The organism is Thiomicrospira sp. WB1 (genome assembly GCF_001507535.1).
Lineage (GTDB): Bacteria > Pseudomonadota > Gammaproteobacteria > Thiomicrospirales > Thiomicrospiraceae > Hydrogenovibrio.
The window spans coordinates 257,856-274,202 of sequence record NZ_LQBN01000001.1; the positions used below are offsets into that span (position 1 = coordinate 257,856).

14 protein-coding genes are annotated in these 16,347 nt (G+C 48.2%); 8 read left to right on the top strand and 6 right to left on the bottom strand.

The features are described from left to right. Positions 1-567: 567 nt before the first annotated feature. Positions 568-936: a hypothetical protein gene (locus AVO41_RS01185; protein ID WP_068581381.1), complete on the bottom strand. Its 369-nt coding sequence runs from the start codon at positions 934-936 to the stop codon at positions 568-570. Between the two features lie 378 nt (positions 937-1,314). Between AVO41_RS01185 and AVO41_RS01190 the strand changes: the two genes are divergently transcribed. Together AVO41_RS01190 and AVO41_RS10940 are read left to right on the top strand one after the other, a co-directional pair. Beyond that, on the top strand, positions 1,315-1,551 hold the full coding sequence (locus AVO41_RS01190; RefSeq protein ID WP_255357680.1) for a type II toxin-antitoxin system RelB/DinJ family antitoxin: 237 nt from the start codon (positions 1,315-1,317) through the stop codon (positions 1,549-1,551). A 136-nt stretch (positions 1,552-1,687) separates the two neighbouring features. Continuing rightward, a complete protein-coding gene (locus AVO41_RS10940) occupies positions 1,688-1,864 on the top strand; it encodes a type II toxin-antitoxin system YafQ family toxin (RefSeq protein WP_201022820.1) in 177 nt (58 codons plus the stop codon). A gap of 163 nt (positions 1,865-2,027) precedes the next feature. Here AVO41_RS10940 and AVO41_RS01195 read toward each other — a convergent pair whose 3' ends face one another. After that, on the bottom strand, positions 2,028-2,225 hold the full coding sequence (locus AVO41_RS01195; RefSeq protein WP_068581383.1) for a DUF6447 family protein: 198 nt from the start codon (positions 2,223-2,225) through the stop codon (positions 2,028-2,030). A 79-nt stretch (positions 2,226-2,304) separates the two neighbouring features. Next, a complete protein-coding gene (locus tag AVO41_RS01200) occupies positions 2,305-3,099 on the bottom strand; it encodes a SapC family protein (RefSeq protein ID WP_068581386.1) in 795 nt (264 codons plus the stop codon). Positions 3,100-3,580: 481 nt separating this feature from the next. On the opposite strand from AVO41_RS01200, the gene AVO41_RS01205 reads away from it, so the two are divergent. Continuing rightward, on the top strand, positions 3,581-4,759 hold the full coding sequence (locus AVO41_RS01205; protein ID WP_068581389.1) for an integrase core domain-containing protein: 1,179 nt from the start codon (positions 3,581-3,583) through the stop codon (positions 4,757-4,759). A 514-nt stretch (positions 4,760-5,273) separates the two neighbouring features. Here the strand turns inward: AVO41_RS01205 and AVO41_RS01210 are convergent. The 3 genes from AVO41_RS01210 to AVO41_RS01220 all read right to left on the bottom strand — a co-directional run bounded on the left by AVO41_RS01210 (position 5,274) and on the right by AVO41_RS01220 (position 11,075). After that, positions 5,274-8,504 (bottom strand): calcium-binding protein, encoded by a 3,231-nt coding sequence (locus tag AVO41_RS01210; protein WP_068581393.1) that lies wholly within the window; start codon positions 8,502-8,504, stop codon positions 5,274-5,276. Positions 8,505-8,636: 132 nt separating this feature from the next. Next, positions 8,637-9,677, bottom strand: coding sequence for a hypothetical protein (locus AVO41_RS01215; RefSeq protein ID WP_068581396.1), 1,041 nt, complete (start codon positions 9,675-9,677; stop codon positions 8,637-8,639). 24 nt (positions 9,678-9,701) lie between these two features. Next, positions 9,702-11,075, bottom strand: coding sequence for a FecR domain-containing protein (locus AVO41_RS01220; RefSeq protein WP_160326769.1), 1,374 nt, complete (start codon positions 11,073-11,075; stop codon positions 9,702-9,704). A gap of 142 nt (positions 11,076-11,217) precedes the next feature. On the opposite strand from AVO41_RS01220, the gene AVO41_RS01225 reads away from it, so the two are divergent. From AVO41_RS01225 to AVO41_RS01245, 5 genes are all read left to right on the top strand, one after another. After that, positions 11,218-12,015, top strand: a complete 798-nt coding sequence (locus AVO41_RS01225; protein ID WP_068581404.1) for an ABC transporter permease — start codon at positions 11,218-11,220, stop codon at positions 12,013-12,015. Further along, entirely contained in the window at positions 11,978-13,267 is a 1,290-nt protein-coding gene (locus AVO41_RS01230) for an ABC transporter ATP-binding protein (protein ID WP_235584622.1), read from the top strand. The genes AVO41_RS01225 and AVO41_RS01230 overlap by 38 nt, the downstream gene beginning before the upstream one ends. Next, positions 13,264-14,421 (top strand): glycosyltransferase family 4 protein, encoded by a 1,158-nt coding sequence (locus AVO41_RS01235; RefSeq protein ID WP_068581410.1) that lies wholly within the window; start codon positions 13,264-13,266, stop codon positions 14,419-14,421. The genes AVO41_RS01230 and AVO41_RS01235 overlap by 4 nt, the downstream gene beginning before the upstream one ends. Before the next feature lie 43 nt (positions 14,422-14,464). Beyond that, entirely contained in the window at positions 14,465-15,163 is a 699-nt protein-coding gene (locus AVO41_RS01240) for a PIG-L deacetylase family protein (protein ID WP_068581413.1), read from the top strand. Positions 15,164-15,318: 155 nt separating this feature from the next. Further along, positions 15,319-16,302, top strand: a complete 984-nt coding sequence (locus tag AVO41_RS01245) for a hypothetical protein (protein ID WP_153003449.1) — start codon at positions 15,319-15,321, stop codon at positions 16,300-16,302. The last annotated feature ends 45 nt before the right edge of the window (positions 16,303-16,347 follow it).

The following is a 16,347-nucleotide window of genomic DNA, read 5'->3' on the forward strand; positions in this document are numbered from 1 at the left end:
AATGCGGTGGTGTGCAAGCTGGTACGCAAGCTGGTACCGACCATCTTGAAAGGAAGTGTTTTTTAATGCGGTAGCAGCACTTCTGCATCAGGGGGAGGCAGTCCCAACCATGATTTGAAATCAATCGCAGCGCCTGAAATGTTTTATCGGAACACTTACACGTTCTGGTTTTGAATACCGTGTTTGTATGGTTGAAAAACATCGGGACTTGATTTTGGCCATCAAGCTGAGGAAAGAAGGTGGCATGTCGTGCTTGAGAACGCTTTGGAGTCTTAAAGTGAAGTGTTAAATTGGTATTTTTTGCGCCTAATCTCTGCATGCTTGTTGTTTAGAAACAAAAGCGTTACTTCCCACAAATTTTGTGTCATACATGGTGATGTTACTTCCCAATTTCAGTTGTTTGAAAGTCGGGTTGTTACTGCCCGCCTGAGCGCTTGATAGATAGCCTTGAAGTGGTGGTTCATGCTCACACCCCAGTGCCGGAACCAGTCATCTTTGGCAATCAAGTCTGGATGGATACCACTAATTTGACAGGTTCCGTGAGTATTCTCGAAATGCACGACCTGCTTAGGCTTGTAAATCAAAATTAGATAACCACTGGCATCTTTCTTCTGTGAACGCCGCATTTAGCAGATCATACTGTTTCATTGCCTCACTAAAACGCGTCTTAATTTCTGATAGATCCAGTTTTGCGTGAGACAAAAAGTTTTTTAATGCGGATTTGTTTTGCGCATTGAAGCATTCCGACAACTCAATAACTGCCAAGTCAATGAGGGCAAAGGCATACAGAGTAATGTTGGAAAAGGAATTGACTGTCTGCGCGTCTTTGAGCGCATCGGGGGGGGGCGGAATCAATTGTTGCTCGGTATAGCGTTTGATTTCAGTGTCAGGAGGCAGCAGGTGGCGAAAAAACTGGGTGCCTGAACCAAGCGTCAATTTCAGTGAAGTCTATTTTAGACTGATGGATGAGCATGCTTGATTTGCCCAGCAGATAAACCTCGATTGGAGGCTGACCTTCCATCTTTTTCAGGTCGTATTGGTTGTTTAGTTGTTCTATGGTTTCGAGTAGGTGCTGCTTCATGACTTAAGTCTAGCGTATTGATTTATTGTTCCTGTAAAAAACAAGCCATCAAGAAGCGTGAGATGGAAACTGGCAAGTCCTATTCCACCGAAGCATTGAACTGAACGGACGTTGTGTAAAGTGCTTTGGTGGTTGGGTTGGAAATATTGCGCTTGTATCACAATGTGTATACAACAGAGGGACTTATCAGGAGGTTTCTAATATGAGCTCCAAAGTTGTACATATTCGGCTGGATGAAGAGATTAAAAACGAGGCGTCTTGAAACTCTGGCATCCATGGGGTTGACGGTTTCTGAGGCAGTGTGTGTGTTTCTGACACAGGTTGTGGCACAGAAAAAAATCCCATTTGAGGTCAAAAGCCCCAATCAGGAAACGCTTGACGCCATGGCTGAGGCCGATGACATCTTACAGGCAAAAGAGGCTCGTTTTTCAAACTCGAAAGAGGTATTGGACGCTCTTGAGCAAGGCTAAAAACAAACGCACTCATCTTCCCCGGTCCTCTGACTACACAAAGCAGTCTACACAAAGCAGTTCCAAAAAGACTGGCAGCGCCTGACCCGATCCGGCCAGTTTGACCTGAAAAAGGTCATGATGTGGCTGATTGAAAATGAAGAGGCCCCTTGGTCCTGAATGGAGAAACCATGAGCTTGTTGGCAACTGGCAGGGGTTTCGTGAATGCCATGTCGGCGGTGACTGTCTACTGATCTACAAATTACACGAAAGGTCAAAGTATGAGACCATCATTTTTACTCGGGCGGGAACGCATTCTGAGTTGCTCAAATGACTTCAGAGCATTGATGACGATACCAGGTTGAGTTCTGCCAATACCCCACGACAATAAAATGCATTTTATTCGTCTAGTGTATTCGAAAACTAAAGGACGTCAGAGCTCTCAATGATCATCCCAAACGCCTTGAGGGCGTTTTTTGGGATGTCAGGCCTGAGAGTCAGGCATCTTTCGGCAACAGCTCACTCAAGGCCTTGGCATAGGCATTACGGGCTGTTTGTGCAATGGCAATCTGTGTTTGCAGGCGTGAAATTTCCTGATCAGTCACACGCAGACTGGTCAGTTGGTTTTTCGCCTCATCAGACAACTTGTCCAGGTTATACTCTTTTCCATCAATGGTAATGTTCTGTTCGGCCATTTCAGCTCCTATTTTACTTAGTTAAAAAAGTTGAAACCTTTTCTTGGTTGCTTATTTATTCGTTTCAAGGTATGGCGACTTAAAATTTCAAACTGTCTTCGTCATCGTCCCCAAACAACTGGTCCAGATCCACCTCTTCTGGCTTGGTTTTTTTCTGTTCGGCCTCATGCAGTTTATAAAGCTGGCTCAGTCCTTTTAATCTTGGCAGGGACAGCAACTGAGAATAAGCCAACGCCAGTGCATTGGTCTCAGATAGCAGGGTAAGCGTTTCACCGGGGAGGGATTTGAGTTTGGCTTCATCAATCTTAAACAGGCCTTTCACGGGTTTCTCAGACGCATCCGATGTTTTAGCTTGAATGGACCAGGGAACGATCAAATCAGCCTTTACCAGTTCATTGACCGCATTCTGTGTTGCCTGACGGTTTTGATCACATTGCTGCAAAAATTCCACGACCTTTTTCATCGGTTCTGACAGCTCCCCTTCCTCCGAAAAAAGCGCTTGTCCTTGAGCGTTTTCGGGTTCAGCCATAAACAAACCAGACTCAGTGTCCACACACAAGACCGAATCACCGGTTTCAGTTTTGACCATCTTGAAAGGGTAGCCCCGATAAATGGAGGGCACATACGGCACTCGCCATTTGCCCTGTGCATTCACAAACAGATTCAAACCAGGCTGCAAACTTTGAATGGTCACTAGCTGAAACGTGTCGGAGGCGTCTTTGACAAAACCGATTGGGTAAAAAGGCAAGGCATTGGCCATTTCAGCCATCAACAGCGGGGCGGTGGTGTCATAGTTGGCGAAGCCATAGTCTCTGTAAGCTTGCCATTTTGCGTTTTGGTGGGCGGATTTCTGTATGGGTTGCCAGGTGGGCATGTGCACTCTCAATCTTATTCAATTAATTTGAGGATTTTAACACAGTAAATCTTGATTTTAGTTCTGGGCGGCAGGCTCATCAGCTCATGTGAAAGAAACGTGACAGGAATCTAGGTAAGAAATACTGTTGGTATTCCGCCATATCGGCTATGGTGATTATGCGTGGGATCTGGAGGCGTTAGAGGGCTTCATGCACCGACATGAAACCATCTGGGCCGGTGTGCCCAAGTGGCCAGAGCAAGTGATATGAGACAGGCGTAAAAAAAGCCGCAGGGCGCATGGCTTACCCGGCGGCTGACTGCTTTTGAGGCACGGGAGCAGTGGAACCCGTTTATCGAGTCATGTAATGAGCACCCATCAAGGCTTTAATCTTGATCAAGAGTCGGGTTTGTGGCTAATCGGGTGGGGAATTTAAGTTTTTTTGCAAAAACTAACCACTCCTGAGAATATCCTCTCTTCATTTAAGTTTTGGAGAGACGATATGGCAGTTGTATTGAGCTTGCTGGCCTTTCTAGCAGGCGTCATTGTCGGCAAGTTATCAGTCAAGTATTATCGACAAGATCGGCAATTGGTTGTTATGAGGCGGCTTCAATTAAAAGCCTTGTCAATGGAACTCAAGGAATTGCGAGAAAAGGTCGTTTGCCAGGATAGTCGCCGCGTGCCACCGTCCAAACGAAAGCTCACCAAAAAACGACCCACCTTGAAAGGCTATCAAAAATTACTCATCGCAAAGCTCAGACAGCGATGGCCTTGGATCACACATTACAATCGATTTACCCCTGAAACATTCATAAACTGGCTTCAGACAAAAGCACGTCGTGCCCATGCAAAAAAAGTCGAAGAGGGCACAAAAAACGGACGACCATCGACACCGACTTATGTCATTGATGCAATTTTAGCGATCAAACGTCAAAATCTAAGATACACCGCGGGTCACATCGCTCGAATGATTTCTGGTGGTGAGTTGAAATATCAAATTAGCAAAAACACCGTGGCAAAAATTTTAAAACAACACGGGTTTAAACCAAGACCAAAAGGGAAACGTCCACCCAGAGAAAAAGAGCAGGGCTGGATTGAGGCGTTGCATAATCAGTTTATCATGGCCATTGACTTCAAATGTGCTTATGACATGCGAGGAAACCAGTTATTTATCTTTAACTTGATCGACCATGGCCGTCGTGTATTGTACTGGTCACGAGCCACTTATAACCCCACATCAGGCTGGGTCGCACAGCAATTGCGTAATGCTTTTATGGACCTTGATACTTTGCCAGAAGCGATTGTCATGGACCGAGACAGCACTTTTCAGCCCATAGTCAAAGAAACACTTCCAAATATGGGCATCAAACCCATCCGCATCGGTTACAAGAGCCCTTGGCAAAATGCGGTTGTCGAACGGTTTCATCGAACTCTAGTTGAAGAGCTGCTCAGATATGTCCAGCCATTCAGTGATCGGCATTTAAATCGGCTTCTCACAGAATATCGCCAGTATTACAACACGGCTCGGCCTCATATGAGCAACGAGGGCGAAGCGCCGGTTGAGAAGGTTATTGATGATTTACCTGCTGTAAATGACCCAGACTATTTTCAAAACCCCAGAAAACTGGTTCGTAAAAAATGGCTAGGTGGCTTGCACTCTAGCTATCGCTGGACGTCCTAATAAGGCCTACAAAAACCAGATCAGTTGGGCTTTCGGTGCCGCAGCCGAGAATTCTTTGTATCCTGAATTTACAGTTATTCCTTTATTTTCACCAATTCGGCAAATCAAAAGAAAGGCGGATCAGATTTTACGTTTTTTAAAGACAATATTTTTAATTTAGCAAGATTTAATGTAATAAGAAATACGTATTAAGCTGGTATTAATTACTTTTTGACCATCACAGTTTCCCTGGCCAGGAAAAAAAACAATCTCACCAATCAGTCAACCAAACGCCTCACACAACGAGAAGTCCTAAATAGAAGGGAAAGGGCAATGGCGAATTAATGATCGTCCTCTGACAAGCCTTGTGTGCATCCATTTTTATTGAATTGTTAATTTCAGCAATCAAGATTTTCTGTAAAAAGACTCAGACCAATTTCAAAGTCCCCTTACAGAAAAACCCCGCTGGGCGAACCATGCGGGGTTAAGTGCTTTAACCTATCCGGAGATAGGCATCCTTACCTTGGGGTAGGGATTAGGCGACGTTGGTTGCGTCAATTACAGCATTATCTGTAGTTGTCAGGTTACCAATCAATGTGATGTTGTCTGCTTGGATACCATCGGCATCTGCATTAACCAAGAACGCATATGCGTCACCTGCCGTGCCAGCATCGTTGATGATGGCAACGTAGTTTTCTCCATCTGCTTCACCAAGGTTTGCTTCCAAGAAGGCAGCAACATCATCAAGGATAGTGGCAGATGTAATACCATTCGCTGCATCTTCGGTGAAAGTTGAGATCTTAGAAGACCCAGCACCATCGGAGCTGTCAGCAAATACATATACAGAACCGTCCTGCGCATCAGCAGTTTTCGCTGCGTCAGCGGCAATGTCGGTACCTGTTGTGTCAGTAATGCCAGTCATGCCATCAAAGCTTAGGAGACTTGCTGCATTGCCACCCTGAGCGATTTCAACAGTATCTGTACCGCCGTTATCAATAAAGTTGATTGTAGCGTTACTTGTATCATCTGTAACAGTGATGAAGTCATTAAAGGCTCCACCTGTTACTGTTACCGCACCAGTAGCGGCAGCAACTGTAAATGCTGCACCATCTGCACCAAGCTGGACCATTTCGGAAAGATCAGTTCCAGTCAGAGCCGAACCACCATTTTCCAAAGTGATCTGATGGTTTGTGGTGATGTCATATTTACCGGAGGTTGGAGTGACACTTGACAGATCTGCACCTTCGTCTGCTGCTGCTGCACCGGTCAGAATAACTACGTCGCTTCCAGAAGTGAAGTCTGAAACGGTCGCAGTCGTTTCTGATGTTGCTACGATAATCGCATCGTTACCAGAACCGGTTGTAATGGTGCTAGCGCCGTTCACAGCGATCACATCATCTTTTGAGCCAGCAACGGTGGTGCCAGTGTGAGCAGTAAAGTTGGCAGAGGCTGTACCCAGCTGAACATCACCGCTCAGGTCAGTTGCAGTTGAACCAGTCAGAGTGATGTCAAAGTTACCAGCACCATCAAAATCGTAAGCGCCGCTTGTGACTGTCTGGCTTGTCAGGTCAAGATCGCCTGTTGCAGCACCTGTCAGGATGATGGTGTCAGTGCCTGAAACAAAGTCAGAAACGGTATCACCATCTTCACCTGCGCCCATTTCAAAGCTGTCTGCACCAGCGCCCATTTTAACAGTGTCTGCACCAGCTCCACCTACGATGGTGTCGTCACCGGCACCACCTTCAATGGTATCGCCTGCGGAACTTGCTTTCAGTGTGTCATTACCAGCTTCACCATAGATTTTAGAAGCTGTGTCAGCTCCGCTCAGATCAATGGTGTCGTTGCCGTCGCCGCCGTAAATTTTATATGCTTTACCAGCGGTTGCAGCAGTGATAGAGTCGTTGCCTTTACCACCAACAGCAGTTGACGCCTCGGTAATTTCACCAATCGTCAGGTTACCAGTCATTGTAGAAGCAGTCAGTACATCGTCTGCAGCGTTGGTCAAGGTTGTGATTTCCAAGTCCTCGGAACCTTGTACAACAACGGTGTTGGTTGCAGCATTCAGTGTCAAATCAGTGATTGTGATTTGAGTTTCTGCTGTGCCATTATCATCTGAGTCTGTATCGCTCGCTTCATCAGGTGTTGCTTCCAGCAGCAGTGTGTCAACTTTTGCTCCTGTAGTCAGAGCATTCGTTCCAAGGTCGTCAGAGATGTTAGCCAGCAAAGTTCCAGTAGTTAAGTCACCGTCAGCATTGTCGATATCAACGGTTACCGCACCAGTGTTAGTTGCATCGGCAGTGAAGTCAACGGTTGTGTTTTCATTAACAGTGAACGAAACCGCACCACCCAAGTCTGCGGCTACTTCTACGACATCAACCGCTGCTTCAGCATAGTCATCAGCATCGGTAATTGTGTCAAATTTGAATGTTGACGTTCCAGAAGTGCTGGAAGTAGCAGCTACACCGTTCAATGCTGCTGAGTCGTTACCGGCTGCGGCAGCCACGTGGACGGTGATGTCCTTAGAACCGGCCAAAGTCAGTGACTTGGCGATCTGAGTAGCTGTATCCAGTGTAACGGTTGTGTCAGCAGTGTTTGCAGTGATGGTAACTGCTGCTTCAGTGTTGGCTCCATCGTCATCCAGGTTGAAGTTACCAGCAGTTGTGATACCAACTGTGTCGCCAGCACTTGCCAGAGTGTTAAGGTCCAAAGTGTTGGAGGCAGCAATGGTGATGTCGTACTTATCAACACCTGCGGCTTGACCAGTAATGTTGGTTGCAGATGCATCACCAGAATCGACGTAAACGGTGTCACGAGTACCGGAAGCCAAGGAAGTCACATTCAATGTAGCAATGTTGGAATCTGCGACAATGTTTGTGGCGTTTAGAGAGTTGGCATTAGTGACCGTTGCAGTACCGCTACCCAGCTCTGTGTCCAGAGTCAAAGTGTTTGTACCAGTGGTATTCGTCAGGTCATAACCAGTGGTTACATACTTGCCAGTGATGTTTACGTTCTCAACGTTCTGAAGACGGGCATCAACAGTCGCTGTTGTAACAGAAGCATTCAGTACGTCGGAATCATCGGAATAGTTATCAAGGATGATGTCACCAGACTGGAGAGTGTTCTGAGTAGAAGCGTCAAACAAGTCAGATTGAGCTGTACCGTTCAGTACGTCATCTGTACCTGTAGTCAACGTGAAAGTTTCACCGTCTACGATAATTTCATTCAGGTTGTCGTCAACCAAAGTAGAAATGGCTTCGTTGGTAGAAACATCGGTATCGGCATCAATATTATTGGTAACCTTAGAAAGTTGAGTCAGATCTGTGTTATCAGCATCAATTTCTACGGAATAATATTCGGCGACAGCTACTTTGTTGTCCAATGTTTTAGCAACATTAGCAAAATCGCTGTCTTCGCCAACGTTAGCAAGGTAGTCATTTGCTTCAACAAACAAAGCACCTTTCGATGTGCCCGCGTTTAAGCCACTCAAGAAAAAGTTGTATGCTTCTTCACCAGCTGCTGTTGAAGTGTCCAAGCCGTAAGTAGCTGCCATTTTGGTGGCCGCATCTTCATTGGTCATAGAGCTAGGATAAAAATCTTCACCTTGAAATGCTGGTGTACCTTCCAAGACAGAAGCGAATGCGTTCAAATCTTGCCCAACACTTTCGAAAATGTCTTTGAGCTCTTGCAGGTATCCACCTGGAGCAGCATCAAACATCGTCGATGCGAGCTTGATGATTTGAGTTTGTTGTTCTGCTGTAATCGCCATTCTTTTCTCCTTTGATGATTAAGCAATATCGATAGTACTTAAAAGTCCTATGTCCAATAGGATTAACTCGATTATACAGTCAAAACAAGTCATTTTTGTGACATTCGTCACAAAATAAAATGTTTTTGCTGATTACCAGTTTGCTTTGAGGCCCAAGTTTAAGCGGTTTGATTTCCACTTGAAAATCGCTAAGTTGCTTCGCTGCCTCCAATGTCCAAGCTGGACATAGGGCGAAAGTGATTCATATTCTGCCAACTCTAATTGCAACTGTAAACCAAAAGTTTGCAAATGTCTGGCTTTTCCATTTTTTAGTAAAAAACTGTAAGGCTCTTCATCCCTCTGCTCTTGCCAAAAAACGCTTGAACTGAGGGCAAATGTATCGATTTGTACGTCATGGTTAAGATAGCCAAATAGTCTTTTTTGATCCCCTCCCGTTCGGGTGGGGGCTCCTTTGTCCAATGTGGCTCCAAGTCCATATTGCCAAGATGTACCGCTCACTCGACCAAATGCGCTGACATTAACCATGTTGCTATCAAAATGGTTTGAATCTGGGTATAAGCGCCTGGCAAAAGATGCTTGTGTTAAGAGGTCCGGTGACACGGCAAATATGACTCCGAGCTCTCCCTGATTATAGTGATTGGCATGATAATGATGAGTTTGTCCGTCAACAGAGAGCAAGATCTTATCAGTAATGGCATAACGATAACGCATGTTCAGGTGTTTTGTCGTGTTAACGTGCGGGTGCTTGAAATCTTGAATGAAGGCGTCAACTTGCCATTGATGGCGGTTGCGCTGATATTGAAGGCTGTACTCGCTTTTTAAAAAATCTGACGACATGGTGGGAGCATTGTTATCAACCGTTAGAACCCCCTGTGGGAGAGTTAGTTGAAACTGTTCAATATAAGAGGTTCGAGTTGGGTTGGTTTCATGACCGATTTCGACAGAAATAGATTGTTCAAGCTTGCCCTGTGCGTTTGAAGCTTCTTGCTTTTGACCGCCCCGACACTGAGTTAAAGTTAAGGCATAGGCTTGTCGCAAATAAGTATTGGACGGTTCTTGGAGTAGGCGCTTTTCAAGAGTTTGAAGAGTTGTGTGGCAGTTACTGGCTTGGGAGTGAGAGGAAACAAAGCACAGTATGAATCCAAATAAAGTTAAAAGGACAGTGTTGAGCATTGTAGCGAGCAGTCACTCCTGTTTTTAGGGGGCGTTTTCCCAGAGAGTGCGCACATTTAAATGCCCCTGTTGATCAAAGTGGTCAAAAATGTACCCGGCATGTTGACCATCGTTGCTCAAGGCACCGGCGATTTTATTGCCCTCTGTCGTCGTAAAGGCAAAAATGCCGTCGTCACGCGTCATTTTATGGTAAGCATTGAGTAAAACTGAATCACCTAAAGACCGGTCTATTTGAAGGTGCGTCTCAAGCTCATTGGTATCAAAGTTCACTGCTAAGCGGCTTTTACTGATGTTGAGATTGTCGCTCATGTAGCCGTCTGAAGTGCTAATTTGAGCTTGCGCCAGACTAAATTGCCCAACGCCTGGTGTAGGGTGGTACTCCCCTGTTTTGCGCCAAAGCGCAAATTTATTGTTCCCGACGGTGATTTCTTTGTCGAGCTTAGCAAGTTCATAAGGGTAAATGGTCAAAGACCCTTGCTGCGACCATGAGCCATAGAGCATGTCGAGCGACTGAGCGGGTTCGCGGTCAAACGAATCTTGTGACAACTTTTCTTCATTGAGCGCTAAAAACTGTTTGACTAGACCTGGATGGTCGGCCAGTATACTGGCGACCTGGTGTGCCTGAGTTTTTGGTGTGTTGCCATTTTTGTGGCCCTTCTCAGCTGCTTGTGGAGTGTTATTCGCCACGAGTACGTTATCATCAATGGGAACCTCCGTCGGCATCAGGCCTTCGGAAACTTTCAACATAAACGGGTCAGAGGCACGCAAGGCTTTCGTCAGGTGTGTTTGACATTCGCCAAGTTTATTGGGCAAGCAATGTTCATCAAATGGTGCGATGGCAACGGCGCCTTCAATGACTCGTACGAGCGAGGTTTTTGCATTGGCTTGTGTGACAAAATCCGTGCCGCGAATGCCAATGGCTGCAATTGGGGTGTTGAGACGGAATTTATCTTTGTGTTGCTGTCCTGCTTGGCCAGATACCTTGCGGATGGTGCCCCGGTGTAAGTTAAGGCGCATGCACCAATCAGCGGATGGTCCCTGGGTTTTGTAGCACTCAATCTCTAATTGGCTGTTTGGGCGAATTGAGACCAGGGCCTGGTCGTTGAATTTAATGTGTACATGGCCTGTTGGGCCAGTCTGAATGACGTCGCCTTCATAAAGCTTTAAATCATCCTTGATGGGAGATGTGTCATTATTGCGCACCAAAATTGAATCTTTGCCAAGCTTGAACTGAACGGTGCCAACAGACTGATCTATGGGGGTTTTGTCTTGTGCATGGGCAGATGAAAACGCCAGCATGAATACCAGCACACTAAGCGCCATGAACCAAAGCATAACATGTGTCCGCCCAGGGCACTTTATGTTGCTGATGCCGTGTTCAAATTGCATTGGTTGCATGATAGGGGTCATCTTGTAAGCCTTCTCGCTGGATATCAGGCGCCATATTAGTTTTTAGAAACTTGGCTGTCACAAATTTTAAGCCTAGTTCAATTTTAAACGTAATTTCTGATAGTATAGCGATTTTTTTACGGGGATTGGTGTGTTTCAGCTTGCCCAAGCCGCGATACGTTCGCGTTTTTTGATCAAACAGATGGTGGTTCGAGACATCCAGAGTCAGTTCAAAGGCTCTGTACTAGGGCTTGGTTGGGTGATGATTGGCCCGCTCCTGATGCTTGGTGTCTATACACTGGTGTTCAACGGTTTTTTTCGCTTGCGTTGGCCGGGCGGGGAGTCGTTGGGCACTCTGGGCTTTGCTTTGCATGTGTACATCGGGTTCATTGTCTTTAGTTTTTTTTCAGATTTGATAACCAAGTCTCCGAGCTTGATTCTCAATCAAAGCAACCTGGTCACTAAAGTGGTGTTTCCCTTGAAAGTCATTCCGCTAACCAGTGTGCTGGCATCCGGATTTACTCTGATGGTTATGATGGCCATTTTGTTTTTGTTTGCCGGTCTGATTCACCAAGTGCATCTGACCTGGTTGTTGACCCCGCTGGTTGTGGGGTCGCTGGTGATGCTGGTCTTGGGGCTGGTTTTCTGGTTTTCAGCGCTCGGGGTTTATTTGCGTGATTTAAAGCAGGCCAATGCATTGGTGGCTAGCTTATTTATGTTCCTCTCTCCGGTGTTCTATCCGGTCAGCGCGGTCCCCGAGCGTTGGCAGGACGTTTACATGCTCAACCCGCTTGCCCAGCACATGGAAATGCTGCGTGATTTGGTGGTCTATGGTGAGATGCTGTCATTGAAGGCCTTTGGCTTGACCGCTTTGGTCAGCCTGCTTGTGCTCATGTCAGGAGTTTGGGTGTTTGACAAATTGCGCCGAGGGTTTGCCGATGTCTTATGATGTGTCTACCGCTGAACCGGTCATTGTTGCCAAGGACCTCGCCAAATCCTATCGTCAGTTTGATCATCCTGCCGACCGGTTAAAGCAGGCGCTTTGGGGACAGCGCAAAACCTATTATAAAGGGTTCGACGCGCTAAAACCGGTTAGTTTTGAGCTCAAACGCGGTCAGGTGCTTGGAGTGGTGGGTGATAACGGTGCCGGTAAAAGTACCTTGTTGCAATTGGTGTGTGGTACCTTGTTGCCCTCAAAGGGCCACGTATCGGTGCACGGGCGTGTGGCGGCTTTGTTGGAGCTGGGTTCTGGGTTTAACCCTGATTTTACAGGGCGTGAAAATGTCTATCTTAATGGTAGTATTCTTGGGTTGAGTCAGGCTGAAATTTCACAACGGTTTGATGAGATTGTTGCGTTTTCCGGCATTGGTGACTTTATTAACCAGCCGGTAAAGACTTATTCGAGTGGGATGATGGTGCGACTGGCGTTTGCCGTAGCCACGAGCGTGGAACCTGATATCTTGATCATTGATGAGGCACTGTCTGTGGGCGATGGGGCGTTTGCCCGCAAATCATTTGACCGCATCATGGCGTTAAAAGAGCAGGGTACAAGCATTTTGTTTTGCTCTCATAATCTTTACCAGGTGGAGGCCATCTGTACGGAGGTGATGTGGCTCAACCAGGGAAGGATTGAGGCCTTCGGTCCGCCGGGGGAGGTCATCAAACGCTACGAAGCGCATTTGTTTGAAGTCGAAGCCGGCCAAGATACGCAGCGCATTGACCATCGTTCTCCCGACACATCGGATGAAGCACTGCTACCCGGTCAAGGTGTGCATCCAAAATTCACGCATGTTCAGGTAGAGCTTGATCAAATGGCGTCGACCCTGACAGAGGTGCCAGAGGGGCAAACCGGTCAAAGTGTGCTTAAGGTCCATGCTCATTGGCGTTGTGTGGGCGATTTGCCTCCGCCGTCCTTTGCGGTGACCCTCCATGCCTTGGATGGGCGAATGGTGGCCAGTGCTGGCACGCACATTGACCAGGTTGAATTGCCATGCAGGCAAGGGGCGGGGCAAGTGACTCTGAGTTTTGATGATTTGGCGCTTCTTAAAGGGGAGTACTGGGTTGAGGTATATTTGTTGTGTGAAAACGGTGTGTTGTTTTATGACCAGCGTGTGCCGGCCGCGCGTTTTAGGATGACCCAGCCTGATTTTGCGCTGGAGCAAGGCCTAGTGCATCTTCCTAGAAATTGGAACAGCGAATGAGGCTGTTAATTGTCACGCGTGAGTCGGCCAGTGACCGCATGTACGGGTTGGGCAAAGCACTCAATGCTTGGGCGAAGGCCTTTGAGGCCCGCGGCCATGAAGTTGCTTATTTTTCAAAAGTTGAATGTGAGGCGGTTCACCGACGCTGGCAATCTTTCTGGCAACGGCTGTTTGCTTTTCGAGGTGGCGTGGCACCTGCGCTGGCTGAGCGATGGCTTCAGGGGTGGCAGGCGGCCCGGCAGGCGAAGCGTGTCGGGGCGACGCATGTCTGGCTTCAAGACCCTTGGCTGATACCGGGGTTTCGCTGGGGCCTGCGTGTTTATCACTGGAAATCGTTTTTTTTTGATGAGACGATGCTTCGCTGGGGTGTATCTGAGCATGGTTTGGGCAGTTTTACCTGGGCGGTGGCTCAAGATGGGTTGGACATGTCTGTCAGAAATTATCGGCGCATGCTTGCGCTGGAAAAGCGCGTGCTTGCCAAGGCACACTGGGTATGGACTCCTTCAAACGCTGCCATGGGAGCTTTATGCCGAGATCTACAAATGCCAAACCGGCCCTTGTCATGGCGGGCTTATCCTTATGGATGTCCCGGTTTGGCCCAAAAAGCACAACCGAAAGCTTGGCAAAATGATGAGTCCCCGGTGATTCTTGCAGTCGGACGCGTTGCACCGGTGAAGCGTTTTGATGTTCTGGTTGATGCTTTGGCGATTTTAAAGAACAAGCATGGATTGACGGCGACATTGAAAATCGCCGGGGATGGTGCAGTTGTACCATTGCAAGAGCAGGCGGCCCGTCTCGATGTGTCCGAGCAACTTGAAATTGGCCCGGAGCCTGACATGCTACCGGTCTATGAGCGGGCAAGCATTTATACCAGTGCGTGCGCGGTGGAGTCTCATGGGTTGGCTAATCGGGAAGCGGTGGCGTTTGGATGTCCAAGCGTGGTCGCCGCCGGTGGCGCCGCTTGCGAGGTGCTGGGGCTTGGGGCATGGCTGGTGACGCCCACGCCAGAGAAGCTTGCCTGGGCCTGGGCGCAGTTGTTAACTCAACCTGATTTGTATGCGTTTTGGGCGCATGCGGCTTGGCGTGAAGCGCAAACCTGGCCGACTTGGCAGGAAGTGATCAAAGATTATGAAGCGTTTTTGCAAAAGCTCTAAAGTTGAGAGAGCCCCTTTTCCTTGTCCATTGGATGTAAGCAGTTTGGGTGAGGCGCTGGTATTGGTGCCTCACCCGGATGATGAGAGCATCGGGTGCGGCGGGTTGTTGCGTCAACTTTATGAGCAAACCATCCCAACCACAGTGGTGTTGGTCAGCGATGGCAGCGGCGGGGGAACACTGCCTGAAGGGACCGACCACAAGCGCGAAAAAGAATTTCGCCGTGCCATGGCATTATTGCACCCCGATGCAAAATTGGTGTTTTGGCGATTGCCTGACGGGCAACTGGAGAATTCGCCTGAGCTTTTGCCGCGTCTTGAGCGGTTGCTTGCTCATTGCACAGCAAAGACCGTTGTCTGTCCTTGGCGAGAAGATTTGCATCCAGACCATGCGGCCATTGCCTGGGGGCTCGAACAAAGTCTGGCCTTTACCTCGGTTGAACAGGTGCTGTATTATGAAATCTGGACGCCGTTGGTGGCCAATCGTATTCTTGAGGTAAGCGAACACTGGTCGACCAAAAAACAAGCACTTTCTTGTCATGTCACTGCACTCGAGTGTGGTGATTATGTGCGTGCTATGGAGGGGCTGGCGACCTACCGTAGCCTGTTTACTCAATCGATGGCCCGGGCTGGGCATTATGCTGAGGCTTATCGGTCAGAGGCGGTTCAATCGCAGCGCTATGTCCAGCCTTTGTGGCACCGATTACTTTGTCGGCTTTCCCGGTACGGGGCCAAGCAAAATTGAAAAAAATGCTCTCTGGTGGGCGTCGGTTGCGATGGGTCTTGGTTCTCTGGGGGCATATCACTATTCCCTCCTTTAGGCGGCCAGCGGTTGGCGCCTGCCCGCCACAAACACATAAATAAAAAACAGCAAACAACCTGACAAAACATTTGGAAGCAATGCCTGAACATTTCCCTACATTTACCACACTGATGGCCTGTGACGCTCACGCCAAAGCGGTGACGGCTTTGTTTTCTGAAACTTTTGAGGCTCAGGTGCCAGATAGTTGGTGGAACTGGAAATATGGCGGTCGCGACATTAAAGGGGCGGTGTCGATGACGCAGGACGATGAGGTGATTGCCTTTTACGGTAGCCTGTCTCGCCAGGCGATGTGGCAGGGACGTTTCTATGATGTTAGCCAGCAGGCCGACGTCATGGTCGCTCAGCCCTATCGTTATGGCACCCGACAATCCGGTCCGTTTGTAAAAACCAGTTGTTACTTCCTTCATCGTTGCGTGGGGGAAAACAAACCTTTCGCCACAGCGTTTGGGTTTCCAACACCTAGAGCGCTGACATTGGGACGACGACTTGAGCTGTATCGTCAGTCGCAACCGTTTTACGAATGGTCAATGGACGCCGACAAGATCCCCAAACCTCAGCGCTTCTTTTCTGGGCGGGGGGAGATGGAAGACCCCGCTCGAGGTGCCGTGGAAGAGCTGGCAAAGCATGCGCATGCTTTGCCGCGCGAATCGGAAGATTGTTTTGTGCTGGTGCGTCATGCGTCGTACTGGCATTGGCGTTTTTGGGCTCACCCTCAGCACGCTTATCGTCTATTGGTGGTGCGTCGATTTGGGCGGTCGTATGCGGCGATGGTGGTGCGCGAACACGCGCATGCGCTTGAAGTCATGGATTTTCTGGCGCCCTCTTCCAAGGCGGTGGCCAGGCTCATGAGGTGGGCAGGACTCTGGGCGCGCAAGCTGAACAAGGACAAGGTCATGGGGCTTGCAACGCAGGCCGTGCTTGAGTCGCTCCCCGATTGGGGAGCGACTTGCTCAACTATTTTTGGTCACATTGCACTGCCGCACGCCTCGATTGAAGACCAACTCACCTCTAAGATTGATGGTCATTTGTGGTTGACAGGCGGAGATACCGATTTTCGGTGACAACCTAGGTGTTCGCTTCAACCCACTGCTGTATTGACCAGGCCT

Coding starts and splice junctions, on each gene's coding strand:
- AVO41_RS10940 (WP_201022820.1), top strand. CDS start 1,688: ATGAAGAGGCCCCTTGGTCCTGAATGGAGAAACCATGAGCTTGTTGGC.
- AVO41_RS01220 (WP_160326769.1), bottom strand. CDS start 11,075: ATGCAACCAATGCAATTTGAACACGGCATCAGCAACATAAAGTGCCCT.
- AVO41_RS01190 (WP_255357680.1), top strand. CDS start 1,315: ATGAAGAGATTAAAAACGAGGCGTCTTGAAACTCTGGCATCCATGGGG.
- AVO41_RS01215 (WP_068581396.1), bottom strand. CDS start 9,677: ATGCTCAACACTGTCCTTTTAACTTTATTTGGATTCATACTGTGCTTT.
- AVO41_RS01205 (WP_068581389.1), top strand. CDS start 3,581: ATGGCAGTTGTATTGAGCTTGCTGGCCTTTCTAGCAGGCGTCATTGTC.
- AVO41_RS01245 (WP_153003449.1), top strand. CDS start 15,319: ATGCCTGAACATTTCCCTACATTTACCACACTGATGGCCTGTGACGCT.
- AVO41_RS01210 (WP_068581393.1), bottom strand. CDS start 8,504: ATGGCGATTACAGCAGAACAACAAACTCAAATCATCAAGCTCGCATCG.
- AVO41_RS01235 (WP_068581410.1), top strand. CDS start 13,264: ATGAGGCTGTTAATTGTCACGCGTGAGTCGGCCAGTGACCGCATGTAC.
- AVO41_RS01195 (WP_068581383.1), bottom strand. CDS start 2,225: ATGGCCGAACAGAACATTACCATTGATGGAAAAGAGTATAACCTGGAC.
- AVO41_RS01200 (WP_068581386.1), bottom strand. CDS start 3,099: ATGCCCACCTGGCAACCCATACAGAAATCCGCCCACCAAAACGCAAAA.